Below are 18927 nucleotides of genomic sequence, written 5' to 3'. Positions count from 1 at the left end.
GGGCGGGTGTTGTGTTTCCCCACCACCCCCCCGAGCGCGGTCGGGGGGGGGGCGAGCGCGCACCCCGGGCCGTTGAGGACGTAGTCCAGTTCGTCGACGGCCTTCAGGACGCGCTCGCGGGTGGCGGCGGCCACCGGATAGTTGCCGTTCAGGACGCGCGAGACGGTGGCGGGGGACACCTGTGCGCGGGCGGCCACATCCGCCAGGGTCACGGTCATCGTCGAGTCAGCCTCCGTCGGCGTCGGCCTGTGGCCTGTCCAGGGTCGGTTCGGATCGGTCGTGCACCCGCTCTTGTCCGAGTGGTTGTGCAGAGGCTAGCTTCTCCTCGTATAGAAAGCGCTTGCTAGATGCGGTCGCCGAGGCACCGCACGCCCGACGGAGGGACTCACGTGACACGCAAGACGGTGCGCATCGCCATGAACGGGGTGACGGGGCGCATGGGCTACCGCCAGCACCTCGTCCGCTCGATCCTCGCGCTGCGCGAGCAGGGCGGGCTCGACCTCGGCGACGGCACGGTGCTGTGGCCCGAGCCGGTGCTTCTCGGCCGCCGCGCGTACGCCCTGGAGGCGCTCGCCGAGAAGCACGGCCTCGACGAGGCGAACATCTCCACCGACGTGGACGCCGTCCTCGCCGACGACAGCGTCGACATCTTCTTCGACGCCGCGATGACCTCCGGCCGCGAGGAGGTCCTCAAGAAGGCGATCGCCGCCGGCAAGCACGTCTACACCGAGAAGCCGACGGCGACCGGCCTCGACGGCGCGCTCGAACTGGCCCGGCTCGCCCGGGCGGCCGGCGTGAAGTCCGGCGTCGTCCAGGACAAGATCTTCCTGCCGGGCCTGCTCAAGCTGAAGCGGCTCATCGACGGCGGCTTCTTCGGCCAGATCCTGTCCGTGCGCGGCGAGTTCGGCTACTGGGTCTTCGAGGGCGACTGGCAGGAGGCCCAGCGCCCCAGCTGGAACTACCGCTCCGAGGACGGCGGCGGCATCGTCGTCGACATGTTCCCGCACTGGGAGTACGTGCTGCACGAGCTGTTCGGCCGCGTCACCTCCGTGCAGGCGCTCACCGCCACGCACGTCCCGCAGCGCTGGGACGAGAACGGCAAGCCCTACGACGCCACCGCCGACGACGCCGCCTACGGCATCTTCGAGCTCGACGGCGGCGCGATCGCGCAGATCAACTCCTCCTGGGCGGTGCGCGTCAACCGCGACGAACTCGTCGAGTTCCAGGTCGACGGCACCGAGGGCTCGGCCGTCGCCGGCCTGCGCAACTGCCGCGCCCAGCACCGCAGTTCCACCCCCAAGCCCGTGTGGAACCCGGACATCCCGGCCACCTACTCCTTCCGCGACCAGTGGCAGGAGGTCCCGGACAACCAGGAGTTCGACAACGGCTTCAAGGCGCAGTGGGAGCTCTTCCTGAAGCACGTCTACGCCGACGCGCCCTACCGCTGGGACCTGCTGGCCGGCGCCCGCGGTGTGCAGCTCGCCGAGCTGGGCCTGAAGGCCTCCGCCGAGGGCCGCCGCGTCGACGTTCCGGAGATCACGCTGTGACGATCCAGCTGCCCGACAGCGCGGGGGAGTTGCGCGCCTACGAGCCGCGCGCCACCCCGCTCGCCCTCGACACCGGCGCCCCGCTCGCCTCCCGCGTCGTCTTCTCGGCCGCGCACGTCGTCGCCGACCCGTTCGCCGACACCAGCCCCGACGGCCCCGCCGCCGTCGACTGGGACGCCACCCTCGCCTTCCGCCGCCACCTGTGGTCCCACGGGCTCGGCGTCGCCGAGGCCATGGACACCGCACAGCGCGGCATGGGCCTGGACTGGGCGGGCGCCGCCGAACTGATCAAGCGGTCCGCCGCCGAGGCGCGGGCCGTCGGCGGGCGCATCGCCTGCGGCGTCGGCACCGACCAGCTCACCGCCGTACCGAAGGACCTGGCCGAGGTCAGGTCCGCGTACGAGGAGCAGCTCGCGCTCGTGGAGGGGACGGGCGCGCAGGCGATCCTCATGGCGTCCAGGGCGCTCGCCGCCGTCGCCCGCGGCCCCGAGGACTACCTCGACGTCTACGGGCACCTGCTGCGCCAGGCCGCCGAACCGGTCGTCCTGCACTGGCTCGGCCCCATGTTCGACCCCGCGCTCGACGGGTACTGGGGCTCCGCCGACCTCGACGCCGCCACGGAGACCTTCCTCGAGGTCATCGCCGCGCACCCGGACAAGGTCGACGGCATCAAGGTCTCGCTGCTCGACGCGCGGCGCGAGGTCGAACTGCGCCGCAGACTCCCCAAGGGCGTGCGCTGCTACACCGGCGACGACTTCAACTACCCCGAGCTCATCGCCGGCGACGCGCGCGGCTTCAGCCACGCGCTGCTCGGCATCTTCGACCCGCTCGGGCCGCTCGCCGCGCACGCCGTACGCGTACTGGACCAGGGAGACACGGACGGGTTCCGCGCGCTCCTCGACCCGACCGTCGAACTGTCCCGGCACCTCTTCCAGGCGCCGACCCGCTTCTACAAGACCGGTGTCGTGTTCCTCGCCTGGCTCGCCGGGCACCAGGACCACTTCGCGATGGTCGGCGGGCTCCAGTCCGCCCGCTCGCTCCCGCACTTCGCGAAGGCCTACGAACTCGCGGACGGGCTCGGCCTGTTCCCCGACCCGGGGCTCGCCGAGGCCCGGATGAAGCAGCTGCTCGCCCTGTACGGAGTGACCCGATGACCGCGCCCGGGGCCGCAGCCGCCCACCCCCTCTTCTCCATCAACCAGATGACCGTCAAGCAGCTCGGACTGCCCGAACTCGTCGACGCCTGCGTGGAATCGGGCGTGCGGCACGTCGGCACGTGGCGCGAGCCCGTGCAGGCGTACGGGGTCGAGAAGGCGGCCGGGCTGCTGCGGGACGCGGGGCTGTCCGTGTCCACGCACTGCCGCGGCGGATTCCTCACCGCGATCGACGGCGCGGAGCGGCGGGCCGCCCTCGACGACAACAAGCGGGCCGTCGACGAGGCCGCCGTCCTCGGCGCGGACGTCCTGGTGCTGGTCTCGGGCGGGCTGCCCGCCGGGTCCCGCGACCTCGTCGCGGCGCGCGAGCGGATCGCCGACGGGATCGCCGAACTGGCGCCCTACGCCGGTGAGCGCGGAGTGCGGCTCGCCATCGAACCGCTCCACCCGATGTTCGCCTCCGACCGGTGCGCCGTCTCCACGCTCGGTCAGGCGCTCGACATCGCGGAACGGTTTCCCGCGGAGCAGGTGGGGGTGTGCGTCGACACGTACCACGTGTGGTGGGACGAGGCGGCCCCGGCGCAGATCGCCCGGGCGGGCGCGACGGGACGGATCGCGAGCTTCCAGCTCGCGGACTGGGTCACCCCGCTGCCCGCCGGCGTCCTGAACGGCCGCGGGCAGCTCGGCGACGGGGCCGTGGACCTGGCGCAGTGGTGGCGGTACGTCGAGGAGGCCGGATACACGGGCCCGGTCGAGGTCGAGCTCTTCAACGACGGCCTGTGGGAGCGGGAGGGACGAGAGGTTCTGCGGGAGACGGTGTCCCGGTTCGCGGAGGTGGCGCGGGCACGCTGAGGACTGGACGCGGGGCGCCCCCCCCGTGGGGGCCGGACATCGTCGCCGGGCGCCCCGCCGTCGTGGTTGCTCGCGCCCGCGCGGCGGAGCCGCACAGGGACACAGCCCCGCGCCCCTGACGGGGCCCGTCTGCCCTGCGCCTTTTTTCGACCCCGCGCCCCATTGCGGGGCCGTCGGTCGTGCGCGCCCGGCGCCGCCGCCGTCGGGGCGGGCATCGTCGTCGAGTGCGCCGTCGTCGTGGTTGCTCGCGCCCGCGCGGCGGAGCCGCACAGGGGCCCCTTGCGGTGGCCGGCCGGGCTAGTCGGGGAGGGCCGTCAGGGAGGCCGTGGTCAGGGCTACGGCTCGGTGGCGGACGGCCTCGTAGTCGTCGCCGGACTCGATCGCCGTGGTCGCCGCGTTGACGACGCCCTGCAACAGCCGTGCCGTCCGCAGCGGCGTGTCGTCGCCCAGCTCGGTCAGGGCCAGCACCAACGGGTCGAGGAGGGCCCGGTGCGCGTCCCCGGCCCCCGCCCGCAGCGCCGCCGCGTCCCCCGCGTCCGCGACCGCCTGCGCGATCCGGTGCTCCCCGTCGCGGACCAGCTCCAGTTGGGCCGTGACGTAGGCGCCGATCCGGTCCCGCGGTGCGTCCCCGGCCGCCTCCAGCGCGGCGTGGATGTGAGCCGTCCAGCGCGGCGCGGACTCCCGGACGACCTCGGTGAGCAGTTCGCCGCGGTCGGCGAAGTACTTGTAGACGCTGTTGCGCGCGAGCCCGGTGCGCCGGGCGATCTCCGCGAACGTGACCTGCGACGCGTCCCCCTCCGCGAGCACCTCCCGCGCCGCGTCCAGCAGCGCGGCCCGCTGGTGGGCGCGGTGGTCGGCGACTGAGGCGGCTTGGATCCGGGGCACGCGGTCAGTGTAGGACCCGGGCCGGGCCCTGTTGGGGACGCTGCGTCGCCATCATCTATCTTGGGGACGCTGCGTCCCTAAGAGAGTCCCGCCGGGGGCGCGCACACTCACCCATGCCCGGGCACGCCCCGGACCGGAAGGATCACCGTGTACCTCGCCCTGCTGGAACTGAGAGCGGCCCGAGGCCGTTTCCTGCTGATGGGCAGCGTCGTCGTGCTCGTCGCCGCCCTCGTCGGCATCGTCTCCGGATTCACCACCGGCCTCGGCGACGACACCGTCTCCGCGCTGCGCCGGCTGCCCGCGACCCACGTCGCCTTCGCCGCCGGATCGGACTCCGACCAGTTCGCCCGCGGTCTCGTCGACCGCGACACCGTCGACGGCTGGAGGCACGAGAAGGGCGTCGAGGCCAGCCCGCTCGGGGTCACCCTGACCCGCGGCCGGACCGACCGCGGCACCGAGGTCGACCTCGCCGCGTTCGGCGTCGAGCCCGGCGCGTTCACCGACCCGGGCGCCGACACCGGCAGACCGCTGGCCGCGGGCGGCCCCGAGGGCGTCGTGGTGTCCCGGCAGCTCGTGAACGACGGCGTCCGGATCGGCGACACCCTCACCGTCGACCGGCTCGGCATCCGCCTGAAGGTCGTCGGTACCACGGGCCGCTCCTCGTACGGACACGTCGCCGCCGCGTACGTCACGACCGACACCTGGCGCCGCGTGCGCTTCACCACCCCCGGAGCCCGGACCTCCCCCGGCGAACTCCCGGACCAGTACAGCGCGATGGCGCTCCGGGCGCCGGACGGGTCCGGCCCCGTACGCCTGGCCGGCGCCGACCGCCGGCTGCACACCGCGACCGTGCCGCTCGAGACCGCCTTCGGCGCCGCCCCCGGCTACGACGGCGAGCGGCTCACCATGAACTCCATCCAGACGTTCCTCTTCCTCATCGCCCCGCTCGTCGTCGGGTCCTTCTTCGCGGTGTGGACCGTCCAGCGGACCCCCGAACTCGCCCTGCTGCGCGCGATGGGAGCCTCCCGCCGCCGGCTGCTCGGCCACAGCCTCACGCAGGCCGCGATCGTCGTGTCCGCGGGAGCCGCGCTCGGCGCGGCGCTCGCCGCGGGCGTCGGCGCGCTCGTCGGCGATCAGGTGCCGTTCAGCCTGCCCGCCGGCACCCTCGGCACGACCATGGCCGCCGTCGTCCTCGTCGGACTGGCCGGTTCCGCCCTCACCCTGCGACGGGTCACCACCGTCGACCCGATGACCATGCTGGGAGCAGCCCGATGACCCTCCGTCTCACCGCCGTCACTGTGACCCTGGGCAGCGGAGCCTCCCGGACGACCGCCCTGCGCGAGGTCGACGCGGAGTTCCGGTCCGGCGAACTCACCGCCCTCGTCGGCCCCTCCGGCTCCGGCAAGTCCACCCTGCTCGCCGTCGCGGGCGCCCTGCTGCGGCCCGACACCGGACAGGTCCGGCTCGGCGACCTGGACCTGGCCACCCTCGGCGACCGGGAGCGCGCCCGCGCCCGCCGCACCCGGATCGGTTACATGTTCCAGAGCGGCAACCTGCTCGCCGGGCTCACCGCCGAGGAACAACTGCTCGCCGCCGCCTCGCTCTCCGGCCGGCGCCCCCGTGCCCTGCGCGGCCGGGCCCGCGAACTCCTCGACGACGTCGGCCTCGGGCACCGCACCGGCCACCGCCCCGACCAGCTGTCCGGCGGCGAACGCCAACGCGTCGCGCTGGCCCGCGCGCTGCTCGTCGAGCCCGAGCTCCTGCTGGTCGACGAGCCGACGGCCGCCGTCGACCGGACCCGCGCCGACGAACTGACCGCCCTCATCGCGCGGACCACGCACGAACACGGCTGTGTCACCGTCGTCGCGACCCACGACCCGGTCGTCACCGGCGCCGCCGACGCGACGCTCGACATGCTGGACCTGGCGGCGGGCCGGCCGGTCAGCGCTTGCGCCCCGCCCGCTTGCTGAGCACGGCCAGGATCACGGGGATCAGCAGCTCGATGCCCCGGGTCACGTTCGCCACAGGCAGCCCGGTCTTCTTCGCGACCGCGTCGGCCACCGGCCGGCTCAGTTTGGAGAGGAGCCCGGCGAGCAGGCCGCCCGAGGCGAGGCCGCCGAGTGTGAAGGCCCCTTGGAGCGGCTGCTGCTGGGCCTCCGCGAACGCCTCCTGCACCTCGGCCGCCCCGTCCGGGCCCTCCCCGGCCCGCTCCCGCAGACCACCGGAGAGCGCCGACACCGTGTCGTCGACGACCTCGTGCGCGCCCGAGGCGTCCGTGCCGAGCAGGCCCGCGAGCTCCTGGAGCCGTTCGTCGCCGAGCTCGTCGAGGACGTCCCTGGCCAGCGGCTTCTCACCCGATTCTTCGGTCATGCCGCAAACGCTACGGTCGCCCCGGCCTGTCGGCACCCGGAGCGGCCGCGGTACGGGTTTCAAAGAAATTCGTACCGGGAGCACAACCTTCCGGCACGAAGGCGGGTCTAGCGTGCGTCGGAACTTTTGGAGGGGGACCCGGGGGGGACTTCCAGGAAAGTTCCGGCGCAGGGGAGGGGAGAGCCCGAGGGGCCCGGTCCGCGGACCGGGCCCCTCAGCGCTCATGACGTACCCGGACGACCCCGGCTAGAAGAAGACCCCGCAGCGCAGCAGCACGTTCGCGTACGGCCGAGCCTCCCCGGTCCGCACGATCAGCCGCGCCCCCGCCGCAAGCCCCTTCAGCTCCTCGTGGGAGACGTAGGACAGCGGCCGCACGTGCTCACGCAGCAGCTCGGCCGCCGCCGGGTTCGCGGAGCGCACCTCGTGCGCCGCCGTGCCCGCCTCCACGACCAGCTCCTCCAGCAGCCCGTCGAGCACCTCGGCGAACGACGGCACCCCGGCGCGGAACGCGAGGTCGACGATCCGCGGCCCTTGCGGCAGCGGCATCCCGACATCGCACACCAGGACCCCGTCCCCGTGCCCCAGCTCGGCGAGGGCGCCCGCCAGGTGGCGGTTGAGTATTCCGCCCTTCTTCACAGCGCGGCCACCTCGTCCGCCGTCGGGTACGAGGCCTGCGCGCCCTCCTTCGTGACGGCCGCCGCGCCGACCCGCGCCGCGTAGGCCGCCGCGTCGGCGAGCGGGGCGCCGGTGCCGAGCCGCCACGCAAGGGCCGCCGTGAACGCGTCACCGGCGCCCGTCGTGTCGACGGCCTCGACCTTCACCGACGGCACCCGCGCCGAGCCCGACGCGTCCGCGACCAGCGCGCCCTCGGAGCCCAGCGTCACGACGACCGAACGCGGGCCGAGCTCCAGCAGCGCCTTCGCCCACTCCTCGGGCGTCGCCCCCGGCTCCGTACCGAGGATGACGGCCGCCTCGTGCTCGTTGACGATCAGCGGGTCGCACACCGCGAGGACCTCGTCCGGCAGCGGCGCCGGCGGCGACGGGTTCAGGACGAGTCGGGCCCCGTCGGCCAGCGACCGCGCGACCTCGGCGACCGTGTCCAGCGGGATCTCCAGCAGGGTCGAGACGACCGGCGCGGCCGCGAACAGCTCGCGGGCCGCCCGCACGTCGTCCGGCGTGAGGCGTCCGTTCGCCCCCGGCGACACGACGATCGAGTTGTCGCCGGACGGGTCGACGGTGATCAGCGCGACGCCGGTGGGCGCCCCGCCGACCAGCACGCCGGACGTGTCCACGCCCGCCGACTCCATCGACTCCCGCAGCAGCCGCCCGTGCCCGTCGTCGCCGACGCGCGCGAGCAGCGCCGTGCGCGCGCCCAGCCGCGCCGCGGCGACCGCCTGGTTGGCGCCCTTGCCGCCCGGGTGGACGACCAGGTCGGAACCGAGGACGGTCTCCCCGGCACCGGGCCGCCGCTCGACGCCGACCACGAGGTCCGCGTTGGCCGAGCCGACCACGAGCAGGTCGTACGAGTTCATGCTGAGCCTCTCCCTGAGGTCACTCGAAGATCGGTGGCGCGGAGGTCACTTGAAGGCGGCGACGTTCTTCGACGTCACGACCTTCACCGGGACCTTCACCGCGGACGGGATCTTCTCGTCCTGCGCCGCCTCGATCGCGTTCTGCACCGCCATCTTGCCGAGTTCGCGCGGCTGCTGGGCGACCGACGCGTACAGGGTGCCCGCCTCGACGGCCTCGATGCCGTCCGGGGTGCCGTCGAAACCGACGACGTCGACGGACTTTCCGGCCTTCGCGCCGAGCGCCTTGACCGCGCCGAGCGCCATCTCGTCGTTCTCGGCGAACACGCCGTCGATGTCCGGGTGCGACTGGAGCAGGTTCGTCATGACGTCCAGGCCCTTGGTGCGGTCGAAGTCCGCGGGCTGCTTGGCGACGACCTTGATGCCCGGGAACTCCTTGATGCCCGCGGCGAACCCGGCGCCGCGCTCACGGCTCGCGGACGTGCCGGCCTGGCCCTGGAGGATGACGATCTCGCCCTTGCCGCCGAGCTTGCCGGCGAGCGTCCGCGCGGCCTGCCTGCCGCCCGCGACGTTGTCGGAGGCGACGAGCGTCGTGGTCTTCGCCTTGTTCACGCCGCGGTCGGCGGCGACGACGGGGATGTCCGCCTTGTTGGCGCCGCGCACGGCCGGGCCGACGGCGTCGGAGTCGACCGGGTTCACGATGACCGCGCTCATGCCGCCGCTCGCGAAGTTCTGCAGCTGGTTGGCCTGCTGCGAGGCGTCGTTCTGCGCGTCGGTGACGGTCAGCTTCACGCCCTCCTTCTCCGCCTCGGCCTGCGCGCCGGCCCGCATCTCCGTGAAGAACGGGTTGTTGAGCGTGGAGACGGCCATGCCGATCCGCAGGTCCTTCTTGCCGCCGGACGACGTGCCGTTGTTCCACAGCGCGAGCCCGCCGACGATCGCCGCCGCGACGACGGCCGCGATGACGTACTGAGCCTTCTGCCGCGGTCCGCCCGCGCCGGTGCCGGCCGCGGTCGGGGTCGCGCCCGCCTTGCGGCGCACCGTGTCGAGCAGGACGGCCAGCGCGATGACGACACCGATGACGACCTGCTGCCAGAACGCGGACACCGACAGGAGGTTGAGACCGTTGCGCAGCACCGCGAGGATCAGCGCGCCGATGAACGTGCCCGACGCCTTGCCGACACCACCGGCGAGCGAGGCGCCGCCGATGACGACGGCGGCGATCGCGTCCAGCTCGTACCCCTGCGCGGCCTGCGGCTGCGCGGAGGACAGGCGGGAGGCGAGGACGATGCCGGCGACGGCCGCGAACAGACCGGACAGGCCGTAGATGACGAGCTTCTGCCGCTGCACGCGCAGCCCGGACAGGCGGGCCGCCTCCTCGTTGCCGCCGATCGCGTACATCGAGCGGCCGATGAAGGTGCGGCCGAGCACGACCGCGGTGACGACGCCGACGACGACCATCACGATGACCGGTACGGGCAGCCAGCCGCCCAGGGTGTCACCGAGCCGCGAGACCGAGTCCGGGAACGGGATCGGGGAGCCCTGCGAGATCACCAGCGACAGACCGCGGCCCACCGACAGCATGGCGAGCGTCGCGATGAACGGCGGCAGCTTCCCGTACGCGATCAGCGCGCCGTTGACGAAGCCGCAGGCCAGGCCGGTGACGACGGCGAGGAGCACCGCTATCGGCACCGGGACGCCCTCGTTCGTCGCCGCCCAGGCGAGGACGGTCGCGGACAGCGCGGCGACCGAACCGACCGACAGGTCGATGCCCGCCGACACGATGACGAAGGTGACGCCGAAGGCGAGGATCGCGGTGACGGCGGCCTGGACGCCGACGTTCAGCAGGTTCGTGGTGGTCAGGAAGTCGCCGGAGAGCAGCGACATCACGACGACCAGGACGACGAGCGCGGTCAGCGCGCCGTTGTCGAGGAGCAGCCGCAGCAGGCCCCCGCCGCTCTTGGCCGTGCTCTTGTCGTTCTTGAGCGTTTCAGTGCTTGCGGGGGTCACGGGAGCCCTCCTCTTCGAGGTCCGGGGTGGTGGGGGAGACGGCGGTCGGGGTGCTGACGGCGAGCGCCATCACGGAGTCCTGGGTGGCGTCCTCGGCGGCGAGTTCACCGGCGATGCGGCCCTGCGCCATCACGAGCACGCGGTCGCTCATGCCGAGCACCTCGGGCAGATCGCTGGAGATCATGAGCACGGCGTGCCCGGCGGCGGTCAGCTGGTTGATCAGCTGGTAGATCTCGACCTTGGCGCCCACGTCGATGCCGCGGGTCGGCTCGTCGAGGATCAGCACCCGGATGTCGGCGAGCAGCCACTTGCCGATGACGACCTTCTGCTGGTTGCCGCCGGACAGCGTGCGCACGTGCTGGCCGAGCCCGGCCATCCGCACGCCCAGCCGGCCGGCGATCCGCTCGGCGGCGGTGTGCTGCCCCTTGCGGTCGACGAAGCCGCCGCGCGAGGCGGACCGCAGTGTGACGAGCCCGAGGTTCTCCTCCACCGACTGGTCGAGGACGAGACCCTGGCCCTTGCGGTCCTCGGGCACGAGGCCGACGCCCGCGGCCATCGCCGCGTTCACGTCGTGGCGCGGCAGCCGGGAACCGGCCACCTCCACCGAGCCGCCGTCGTACGGGTCCGCGCCGAACACGGCCCGGACCACCTCGGTGCGCCCGGCGCCGACGAGCCCGGCGATGCCGACGACCTCACCGGCCCGCACCTCGAAGCTCACGTCGTGGAAGACGCCGTCCCGGGTCAGCCCCTCCACCTTCAGCAGCGCGCCGCCGGTGTCGGGCCGCTCGCGCGGGTACTGCTGCTCGATGGAGCGGCCCACCATGAGCCGGACCAGCTCGTCCTCGGGCGTCGACGCCGGGACCTGGCCGACGCTGCGGCCGTCGCGGATGACGGTGACGCGGTCGCCGAGCGCGGCGATCTCCTCCAGGTGGTGCGTGATGAAGACGATCCCGACGCCGTCCTCGCGCAGCTGCCGCACGATCGCGAACAGCTTCTCGACCTCCTCGGAGGTCAGCACGGCCGTCGGCTCGTCCATGATCAGGACGCGGGCGTCCAGGCTCAGCGCCTTCGCGATCTCCACCATCTGCAGGCGGGCGATGCCCAGTTCGCGGACGCGCGCGCGGGGCGACACGTGCACGCCCACGCGCGCGAGGAGCGCCTCGGCGTCGCGCTCCATCTTCTTGCGGTCGATGATCCCGAAGCGGCGCGGCTGGCGTCCCAGGAAGATGTTCTCGGCGACCGTCAGGTCGGGGACGAGGTTGAACTCCTGGTAGATCGTGGCGATGCCCAGTTTCTCGGCGTCCTGCGCGCCGTGCACGCGGACCTCGTCGCCGCCCACGGTGATCCGTCCGGCGTCCGGCGTGTAGGCGCCGGAGAGCATCTTGATCAGCGTGCTCTTGCCGGCTCCGTTCTCGCCGAGCAGGACGTGCACCTCGCCGCGGCGCAGGTCGAAGTCGACGCTGTCGAGCGCGACGACGCCGGGGAACGTCTTGCGGATTCCCTCGATGCGCAGCAACTCGTCCGGGTTGCGGTCCGGTTTCACCTGGGGCTCCTCTCCATCGAGGTCAGCGGGTGGGGGGACTGGGGGGACTCGCCGCAGGACTCCCGTGCGACGAGGTGGGCGGGCAGGGTCACCGACTCCGGGGTGCGGCCCTCGATGCGGTCGATCAGGGCGCGGACGGCGGCCCGGCCCAGCTCCTTGGTCGGCTGGGCGATCGCGGTGACGGGCGGCGCGGTGTGTACGAACCAGGGGATGTCGTCGAACGCGGCGAGAGCGATGTCGTCCGGGACGCGCAGCCCGCGCGCGCGGATCGCGTCGAGCGCGCCGAGCGCCATCAGGTTGTCGGCGGCGAACACGACCTCCGGGGGCTGGGCCAGGTCGAGGAACCCCTCCGTCACCCGGCGCCCGCTGTCGGCCTGGAAGTCGCCCTGCCCGATGTACGCGTCCGGCAGCGCGATGTCGTACGGGGCGAGTGCCTCGCGGAAGGCGGCGACGCGCTCGCTGCCGGTGGTCGTCGCGGCCGGGCCCGCGATGATCGCGAGGCGGCGGTGGCCGAGGCCGTGCAGATGGGCCACGAGGTCGCGGATCGCGGCGCGGCCGTCGGAGCGCACGACCGGTACGTCCACGCCGGGGATCCAGCGGTCGACGAAGACCATCGGGGTGCCGGCGCGGGCCGCGGCCAGCATCAGCGGGGAGCCGCCGTCCGTCGGGGAGACCAGGAGGCCGTCGACGCGGCGGTCCAGCAGGTTCTGGACGTGGTGGTCCTGGAGGTCGGGGCGCTCGTCGGCGTTCCCGATGATCACGCTGTAGCCGAGGGCGCGGGCCTCCTCCTCGACGGAGCGGGCCAGCTCGGTGAAGTACGGGTTCAGCACGTCGCTGATGACCAGGCCGAGGGTGCGGGTCTGGTCGGTGCGCAGGGAGCGGGCCACGGCGTTGGGCCGGTAGCCGAGCGACTCCACGGCGGCCAGCACGCGCGTCCTGGCGTCCGGGCTGACCGACGGGTGGCTGTTCAGGACGCGGGAGACCGTGGCGACCGAGACTCCGGCCGCGGCCGCGACGTCCTTGATGCTCGCCATCGCGGGCCACCTCCTTGTGGCTGCGGGGCTCATGTGCGGTGGGGTGGGCGCACATGTGCATGGAATCGATTACATGAGGGATTGGAATCGATTACACGGGTCGCTGACAAGGGGGGTTCCGGTTGTCGTGACCGGATCGTGATGTGGCGGGCGCCGGGGTGGGGTCCGGGCGGCCCGGGTCGGGGGCGGGGGGTTGTCGGTGCGGCGTGCGATGGTGGAGGGCGGATCTGATGGAAGACGCAGAAGGAGCGAGCCGACCGTGAACCACGCGCAGCTCACCGCACTCGGCCGCGCCCTGCGGGTCCTGGGCGAGCACGGCGAGACCCTCACCGCGGAGGCGTCGGACGCCAAGCTCCACGAGGTGCGGGGCGATGTGAAGCGGGCCCTGGAGCTGCTCGACGACACGGTCTCCGGCTCCGCGCCCACGACCCGCTGCGCGCAGCACCCGTACGGCGCGGTCGACGAGTCCGCGCCCGATCTGTGCCTGCTCTGCGAGACGCGGCGGCGGCAGGCGCGCCGCGCCGAGTACGGCGGTGGGCCGGCCCCGGCCCGCGCCGACCAGCAGCCCGTCGTGTCGCGCTACGGCACCCGTGAGGAGCGGCCGCAGCCGCAGCAGCGCTGGATCCCCGAGATGTGGACCGGTCAGGTCTGGCAGCTGTGCGGCACCCCGCGCCACGACCGCCGCGAGGCCGACCTCTATCTGGCGGCGCAGCGGCGCCGCCCGGACGCGGCGATGGCGTACCGGCTGGTCCACGAGTTCACGGACTACGAGGTCGTACGCGTCTGGGGCACCCCGCTTCGGGTGGACCCGGAGCCGATGGGCGGGATCTCCTAGGGATCTCGCAGGGCGCTTGAAGGGTCGTAATACGCGTCATACGATGGCGGTATGGCGAAGACACGCATCAGCATCAGCCTCGAAAAGGAGCAGGCCGAGCGGATCAGGCGGCATGCCGAGCGCGTCGGCATGGACGTCTCGGCCTACCTGGTGCACGCCGCGACGCGGCAGATGACGGAGACCGACGCCATAGAGGCCCAGTTCGGCGAGGTCGACCAGCTCATCGCGCAGGCGGAGCGGGACGCCGGGGCGCTGGCGGACGAGCCTGTCCCGGGCGGCGCGGAGCTGACCGAGCAGGAGCGCCGCGAGGTCGAGGAAGCCCTGGCCCTGGTGCACGGCATGCAGGCGCACGGGAGCGAACAGGGGCGGGTCGCGTGAGCCCTCGCGTGCCGGTCTACGACACGGGCATGCTCATCGCGCTGGCGGACCGGAAGGCCAAGGCCGTGGCACTCCACGAGGGGCTGCGGGGCGCCCCGCACCGTGCGCTCGTCCTCGGCCCGGTGCTCGCGCAGGTGTGGCGCCCCCGCCCGGCGCTGGTGCACGCCATGTCGGGCCTGCTCAAGGACTGCGTCGTCCCCCAGGCCCGGTCCTCCGAACCGCCGATGCGGGAGACGAGGGCCGGACGCCCGGAATGCCTGCCCTGCACCGCGGGCCCGGACCTCGCCGACTGGCGACGTGTCGGAACGGCCTTGGGGGCTGCGCCCCTCCCGCCCAAGAAGCGCCCGGACGCCGTGGACGCCTGGGTCTGCCTGGCCGCCATGCGCCACGGCAGCGCCGTGATCTTCACGAGCGACCCGGAGGACATTCATGCCTGCCTCGAGACGTTGTCCCCGAGGGACGTCCACGTCGTAGCGGTCTGACCCGGCGCAGGCGGGTGTGTTCACCGGTCCCGTCCCGCGCTGTCACAGCCGCCCGCTACGGTCGACGCATGTCCAACCAAGCGTCGGTGGCACACCCCATGGCGGTCCTGGAAGGTGTCCTGGAGCGGATCACCTTCGCCAGCGAGGAGACCGGGTACACCGTCGCGCGCGTGGACACCGGCCGGGGCGGCGGCGATCTGCTGACCGTCGTCGGCGCGCTGCTCGGCGCGCAGGCCGGGGAGTCGCTGCGGATGGAGGGCCGCTGGGGCTCGCACCCCCAGTACGGCAAGCAGTTCCATGTGGAGAACTACACGACGATCCTGCCCGCCACCATCCAGGGCATCCGCCGCTACCTGGGCTCGGGCCTGGTCAAGGGCATCGGTCCGGTCTTCGCTGACCGGATCACCCAGCACTTCGGTCTCGACACCCTCGACATCATCGAGCAGGACCCCAAGCGGCTGATCGAGGTGCCGGGCCTCGGTCCCAAGCGCACCAAGAAGATCGCCGACGCCTGGGAGGAGCAGAAGGCCATCAAGGAAGTGATGGTCTTCCTCCAGTCGGTCGAGGTCTCCACGTCGATCGCCGTGCGGATCTACAAGAAGTACGGCGACGCCTCGATCGGCGTCGTGAAGAACCAGCCGTACCGGCTCGCCTCAGACGTCTGGGGCATCGGCTTCCTCACCGCCGACCGCATCGCCCAGGCCGTCGGCATCCCGCACGACAGCCCGGAGCGCGTCAAGGCGGGACTCCAGTACGCGCTGTCGCAGTCCACGGACCAGGGGCACTGCTTCCTGCCCGAGGAGCGGCTGATCACCGACGCGGTGAAGCTGCTCCAGGTCGACACCGGCCTCGTCATCGAGTGCCTCGCCGCGCTCGCCGAGCCCGACGAGGAGAGCGGAGAGGAGCCCGGTGTCGTCCGGGAGCGGGTGCCGGGGGAGGACGGGCAGCCGGTCACGGCCGTCTACCTCGTCCCGTTCCACCGCGCCGAGCTGTCGCTGTCCGCCCAGGTCCAGCGCCTGCTGCGGACCGGCGAGGACCGGATGCCCGCGTTCCGGGACGTGGTCTGGGACAAGGCGCTGGCCTGGCTCGCGCAGCGGACCGGGGCCACGCTCGCGCCCGAGCAGGAGGAGGCGGTGCGGCTCGCCCTGACCCAGAAGGTCGCCGTGCTGACCGGCGGCCCCGGCTGCGGCAAGTCGTTCACCGTACGGTCCGTGGTGGAGCTGGCCCGCGCCAAGAAGGCCAAGGTGCTGCTCGCCGCCCCGACCGGACGCGCCGCGAAGCGCCTCGCCGAGCTGACCGGCGCCGAGGCCTCGACCGTCCACCGGCTCCTGGAGCTGAAGCCCGGCGGCGACGCCGCGTACGACAAGGACCGGCCGCTCGACGCGGACCTGGTCGTCGTCGACGAGGCCTCCATGCTCGACCTGCTGCTGGCGAACAAGCTGGTGAAGGCCGTCCCGCCCGGCGCCCATCTGCTGTTCGTGGGGGACGTGGACCAGCTGCCGAGCGTCGGCGCGGGCGAGGTGCTGCGCGATCTGCTCGCCGAGGGCGGCCCGGTGCCCGCCGTCCGGCTGACGCAGGTGTTCCGCCAGGCGCAGGAATCCGGCGTGGTCATGAACGCCCACCGGATCAACGCGGGCACGCCCCCGCTCACCCAGGGCCTGAAGGACTTCTTCCTCTTCGTCGAGGAGGACACCGAGGAGGCGGGCCGGCTCACCGTGGACGTGGCCGCGCGGCGCATCCCCGCCAAGTTCGGCCTCGACCCGCGCCGCGACGTGCAGGTCCTCGCGCCGATGCACCGGGGCCCGGCCGGCGCGGGCACGCTGAACGGACTGCTCCAGCAGGCGATCACCCCGGGCCGCCCCGAGCTCCCCGAGAAGCGCTTCGGCGGCCGCGTCTTCCGCGTGGGCGACAAGGTCACCCAGATCAGGAACAACTATGAAAAGGGGGCGAACGGCGTGTTCAACGGCACGGTCGGCGTCGTCACCTCGCTCGACGCGGACGAGCAGCGCCTCACCGTCCTGACCGACGAGGACGAGGAGGTCCCCTACGACTTCGACGAACTCGACGAACTCGCGCACGCCTACGCCGTGACGATCCACCGTTCGCAGGGAAGTGAGTATCCGTGTGTGGTGATTCCGGTCACGACCGGGGCATGGATGATGCTCCAGAGGAATCTTCTCTACACAGCGGTGACCCGCGCGAAGAGACTGGTCGTGCTCGTCGGCTCACGCAAGGCCCTCGGGCAGGCGGTACGTACGGTTTCTGCCGGAAAGCGGTACACGGCGCTCGATTTCCGGCTCTCCGGCGGGAACCTTCAAAGAGTTTGATCGATCAAATTCGTCGGGAAGGTCACAGCCCCCTTCCGGAACCAGGGCGAAGGGGGCAGGATGAGAAGGTTGGTGGCACCCAGTGCCGCCATTAGGCCCAATGGTCGACCCCGAGTGCACTCTGGTGGGCCAAGTGGGGGATGGTAGAGGCAGTCAGGGCACCTCGAAGAAGAGGCACTACGTCGGTGAGGGATGACGTGAGCGACAACTCTGTAGTACTGCGGTACGGCGATGGCGAGTACACCTACCCGGTGATCGACAGCACCGTCGGCGACAAGGGCTTCGACATCGGGAAGCTCCGGGCCCAGACAGGACTGGTGACCCTCGACAGCGGATACGGCAACACGGCCGCCTATAAATCCGCGATCACCTACCTGGACGGCGAGCAGGGCATCCTGCGCTACCGCGGCTACCCGATCGAGCAGCTGGCCGAGCGTTCCACCTTCCTCGAGGTGGCGTACCTGCTGATCAACGGCGAGCTTCCGACCGTCGACGAGCTCGCGACCTTCAAGAGCGAGATCACGCAGCACACCCTGCTGCACGAGGACGTCAAGAACTTCTACAAGGGCTTCCCGCGCGACGCCCACCCGATGGCCATGCTGTCGTCCGTGGTGTCCGCGCTGTCCACGTTCTACCAGGACAGCCACAACCCCTTCGACGAGAAGCAGCGCCACCTCTCGACGGTCCGCCTGCTCGCCAAGCTTCCGACGATCGCGGCCTACGCGTACAAGAAGTCCGTCGGTCACCCGTTCGTCTACCCGCGCAACGACCTGGGCTACGTCGAGAACTTCCTGCGCATGACGTTCTCCGTGCCCGCGCAGGAGTACGACCTCGACCCGGTCGTCGTCTCGGCGCTGGACAAGCTGCTGATCCTGCACGCGGACCACGAGCAGAACTGCTCGACGTCCACCGTGCGTCTGGTCGGCTCGTCGCAGGCCAACATGTTCGCGTCGATCTCCGCGGGCATCTCCGCCCTGTGGGGTCCGCTGCACGGTGGCGCCAACCAGTCGGTCCTGGAGATGCTCGAGGGCATCCAGGCCAACGGCGGCGACGTCGACTCCTTCATCCGCAAGGTGAAGAACAAGGAAGAGGGCGTCCGCCTGATGGGCTTCGGCCACCGGGTGTACAAGTCCTTCGACCCGCGCGCCAAGATCATCAAGGCCGCGGCCCACGACGTGCTGTCCGCGCTCGGCAAGTCCGACGAGCTGCTCGACATCGCGCTCAAGCTGGAGGAGCACGCGCTCTCCGACGACTACTTCGTCTCGCGCAACCTCTACCCGAACGTGGACTTCTACACGGGTCTGATCTACCGGGCCATGGGCTTCCCGACCGAGATGTTCACGGTCCTGTTCGCCCTCGGCCGGCTGCCGGGCTGGATCGCCCAGTGGCACGAGATGATCAAGGAGCCGGGTTCGCGCATCGGCCGTCCGCGCCAGATCTACACCGGCGTGGTCGAGCGGGACTTCATCCCCGTCGAAGAGCGCTGAGTCGCTCCGCTTCCAGAGGCCGGTTCGTCTCGCCGTAGGGCGTGGCGGCCGGCCTTCGGCGTTCCGTTCGTCGCGGCCGGTCGCACCCCGCGACGGAGTCGCCGATCGGAACGGCCCCGCGCCCCTTGCAGGGCGCTCTCGCACCGGTCTCCGGTGAGGCGGGCAGCAGAAAGCGCCCCGCTGTCGGTCCCCCCACGGGCCGGCAGTCGGGGCGCTTTCCATGTCCCGGTGCGGATTCCCCCCACGGGATCCGGCCGGGCGTCCAGGTGTCCGCGTCGGCTGCCGGGAACACGCACGCACGGGTGGGCCGCTCAAGCTCCCCGGTGCGCGTGCCCCGGCCAACGCAGTCGGGTTCGTCCCCCAAGACAAACCCGCTCGATACGGAAACGCCCCCCAAGACGTTTCTGCATCGCCTCCTTAGACTCACGAGACCTGCAAAGGGTTACGTTGGGATCGATGTGATCTACGTCTCTTGCATTTGTCCCGTGCGTTCAC

At 72.2% G+C, this 18927-nt stretch carries 18 protein-coding genes; 10 read left to right on the top strand and 8 right to left on the bottom strand.

Annotation, left to right across the window (positions count from 1 at the left end; all coding sequences use genetic code 11):
• Window positions 1–218 (bottom strand): LacI family DNA-binding transcriptional regulator (locus ACFW9D_RS18115; protein WP_384623068.1); only part of this gene is annotated, 218 nt, incomplete at its 3' end.
• 171 nt (window positions 219–389) lie between these two features.
• Between ACFW9D_RS18115 and ACFW9D_RS18110 the strand changes: the two genes are divergently transcribed.
• The 3 genes from ACFW9D_RS18110 to ACFW9D_RS18100 are packed head-to-tail and all read left to right on the top strand — an operon-like array spanning window position 390 to window position 3552.
• Window positions 390–1547, top strand: a complete 1158-nt coding sequence (locus ACFW9D_RS18110) for a Gfo/Idh/MocA family protein (RefSeq protein ID WP_384623066.1) — start codon at window positions 390–392, stop codon at window positions 1545–1547.
• Entirely contained in the window at window positions 1544–2701 is a 1158-nt protein-coding gene (locus ACFW9D_RS18105) for a dihydrodipicolinate synthase family protein (RefSeq protein WP_384623064.1), read from the top strand. The genes ACFW9D_RS18110 and ACFW9D_RS18105 overlap by 4 nt, the downstream gene beginning before the upstream one ends.
• Window positions 2698–3552: a sugar phosphate isomerase/epimerase family protein gene (locus tag ACFW9D_RS18100; protein WP_384623062.1), complete on the top strand. Its 855-nt coding sequence runs from the start codon at window positions 2698–2700 to the stop codon at window positions 3550–3552. The genes ACFW9D_RS18105 and ACFW9D_RS18100 overlap by 4 nt, the downstream gene beginning before the upstream one ends.
• Window positions 3553–3849: 297 nt before the next feature.
• On the opposite strand, the gene ACFW9D_RS18095 is transcribed toward ACFW9D_RS18100, so the two are convergent.
• Window positions 3850–4437: a TetR/AcrR family transcriptional regulator gene (locus ACFW9D_RS18095; protein WP_188338825.1), complete on the bottom strand. Its 588-nt coding sequence runs from the start codon at window positions 4435–4437 to the stop codon at window positions 3850–3852.
• 147 nt (window positions 4438–4584) lie between these two features.
• On the opposite strand from ACFW9D_RS18095, the gene ACFW9D_RS18090 reads away from it, so the two are divergent.
• Both ACFW9D_RS18090 and ACFW9D_RS18085 read left to right on the top strand, forming a co-directional pair.
• Window positions 4585–5712 (top strand): ABC transporter permease, encoded by a 1128-nt coding sequence (locus ACFW9D_RS18090; RefSeq protein ID WP_384623060.1) that lies wholly within the window; start codon window positions 4585–4587, stop codon window positions 5710–5712.
• Window positions 5709–6407 carry an ABC transporter ATP-binding protein gene (locus ACFW9D_RS18085; protein WP_188338827.1) on the top strand — a complete coding sequence of 233 codons (699 nt, stop codon included), beginning with the start codon at window positions 5709–5711 and terminating at the stop codon, window positions 6405–6407. Before ACFW9D_RS18090 ends, ACFW9D_RS18085 begins: the two co-directional genes overlap by 4 nt.
• Here the strand turns inward: ACFW9D_RS18085 and ACFW9D_RS18080 are convergent.
• The 6 genes from ACFW9D_RS18080 to ACFW9D_RS18055 form a co-directional block, all read right to left on the bottom strand.
• Window positions 6379–6807 carry a DUF937 domain-containing protein gene (locus tag ACFW9D_RS18080; protein WP_384623058.1) on the bottom strand — a complete coding sequence of 143 codons (429 nt, stop codon included), beginning with the start codon at window positions 6805–6807 and terminating at the stop codon, window positions 6379–6381. The two genes, ACFW9D_RS18085 and ACFW9D_RS18080, sit on opposite strands and share 29 nt — an antisense overlap.
• A gap of 246 nt (window positions 6808–7053) precedes the next feature.
• Window positions 7054–7443: a D-ribose pyranase gene (rbsD, locus tag ACFW9D_RS18075; RefSeq protein WP_384623057.1), complete on the bottom strand. Its 390-nt coding sequence runs from the start codon at window positions 7441–7443 to the stop codon at window positions 7054–7056.
• On the bottom strand, window positions 7440–8339 hold the full coding sequence (locus tag ACFW9D_RS18070; RefSeq protein WP_384623055.1) for a ribokinase: 900 nt from the start codon (window positions 8337–8339) through the stop codon (window positions 7440–7442). The genes rbsD and ACFW9D_RS18070 overlap by 4 nt, the downstream gene beginning before the upstream one ends.
• Window positions 8340–8384: 45 nt before the next feature.
• Window positions 8385–10346: a substrate-binding domain-containing protein gene (locus ACFW9D_RS18065; protein WP_188338831.1), complete on the bottom strand. Its 1962-nt coding sequence runs from the start codon at window positions 10344–10346 to the stop codon at window positions 8385–8387.
• A complete protein-coding gene (locus ACFW9D_RS18060) occupies window positions 10327–11889 on the bottom strand; it encodes a sugar ABC transporter ATP-binding protein (RefSeq protein WP_188338832.1) in 1563 nt (520 codons plus the stop codon). Before ACFW9D_RS18060 ends, ACFW9D_RS18065 begins: the two co-directional genes overlap by 20 nt.
• Window positions 11886–12923 (bottom strand): LacI family DNA-binding transcriptional regulator, encoded by a 1038-nt coding sequence (locus ACFW9D_RS18055; protein ID WP_384623052.1) that lies wholly within the window; start codon window positions 12921–12923, stop codon window positions 11886–11888. Before ACFW9D_RS18055 ends, ACFW9D_RS18060 begins: the two co-directional genes overlap by 4 nt.
• A gap of 259 nt (window positions 12924–13182) precedes the next feature.
• On the opposite strand from ACFW9D_RS18055, the gene ACFW9D_RS18050 reads away from it, so the two are divergent.
• From ACFW9D_RS18050 to ACFW9D_RS18030, 5 genes are all read left to right on the top strand, one after another.
• A complete protein-coding gene (locus ACFW9D_RS18050; protein ID WP_384623050.1) occupies window positions 13183–13758 on the top strand; it encodes a hypothetical protein in 576 nt (191 codons plus the stop codon).
• A 51-nt stretch (window positions 13759–13809) separates the two neighbouring features.
• Window positions 13810–14136: a hypothetical protein gene (locus ACFW9D_RS18045; RefSeq protein WP_384623049.1), complete on the top strand. Its 327-nt coding sequence runs from the start codon at window positions 13810–13812 to the stop codon at window positions 14134–14136.
• Complete coding sequence (locus ACFW9D_RS18040; RefSeq protein ID WP_384623047.1) at window positions 14133–14618, top strand: hypothetical protein; 486 nt, start codon at window positions 14133–14135, stop codon at window positions 14616–14618. The genes ACFW9D_RS18045 and ACFW9D_RS18040 overlap by 4 nt, the downstream gene beginning before the upstream one ends.
• Before the next feature lie 68 nt (window positions 14619–14686).
• Window positions 14687–16945 (top strand): ATP-dependent RecD-like DNA helicase, encoded by a 2259-nt coding sequence (locus ACFW9D_RS18035; protein ID WP_384623045.1) that lies wholly within the window; start codon window positions 14687–14689, stop codon window positions 16943–16945.
• A 197-nt stretch (window positions 16946–17142) separates the two neighbouring features.
• Window positions 17143–18432, top strand: coding sequence for a citrate synthase (locus tag ACFW9D_RS18030; RefSeq protein WP_188338842.1), 1290 nt, complete (start codon window positions 17143–17145; stop codon window positions 18430–18432).
• Window positions 18433–18927: the final 495 nt, after the last annotated feature.

This window comes from Streptomyces sp. NPDC059524 (genome assembly GCF_042749255.1).
GTDB lineage: Bacteria > Actinomycetota > Actinomycetes > Streptomycetales > Streptomycetaceae > Streptomyces > Streptomyces xanthii.
Note: the sequence above shows the minus strand (reverse complement) of the source record. Positions and strands in the feature narration are given on the sequence as shown.

Coding starts and splice junctions, on each gene's coding strand:
- ACFW9D_RS18085 (WP_188338827.1), top strand. CDS start 5,709: ATGACCCTCCGTCTCACCGCCGTCACTGTGACCCTGGGCAGCGGAGCC.
- ACFW9D_RS18080 (WP_384623058.1), bottom strand. CDS start 6,807: ATGACCGAAGAATCGGGTGAGAAGCCGCTGGCCAGGGACGTCCTCGAC.
- ACFW9D_RS18055 (WP_384623052.1), bottom strand. CDS start 12,923: ATGGCGAGCATCAAGGACGTCGCGGCCGCGGCCGGAGTCTCGGTCGCC.
- ACFW9D_RS18045 (WP_384623049.1), top strand. CDS start 13,810: ATGGCGAAGACACGCATCAGCATCAGCCTCGAAAAGGAGCAGGCCGAG.
- ACFW9D_RS18035 (WP_384623045.1), top strand. CDS start 14,687: ATGTCCAACCAAGCGTCGGTGGCACACCCCATGGCGGTCCTGGAAGGT.
- ACFW9D_RS18070 (WP_384623055.1), bottom strand. CDS start 8,339: ATGAACTCGTACGACCTGCTCGTGGTCGGCTCGGCCAACGCGGACCTC.
- ACFW9D_RS18100 (WP_384623062.1), top strand. CDS start 2,698: ATGACCGCGCCCGGGGCCGCAGCCGCCCACCCCCTCTTCTCCATCAAC.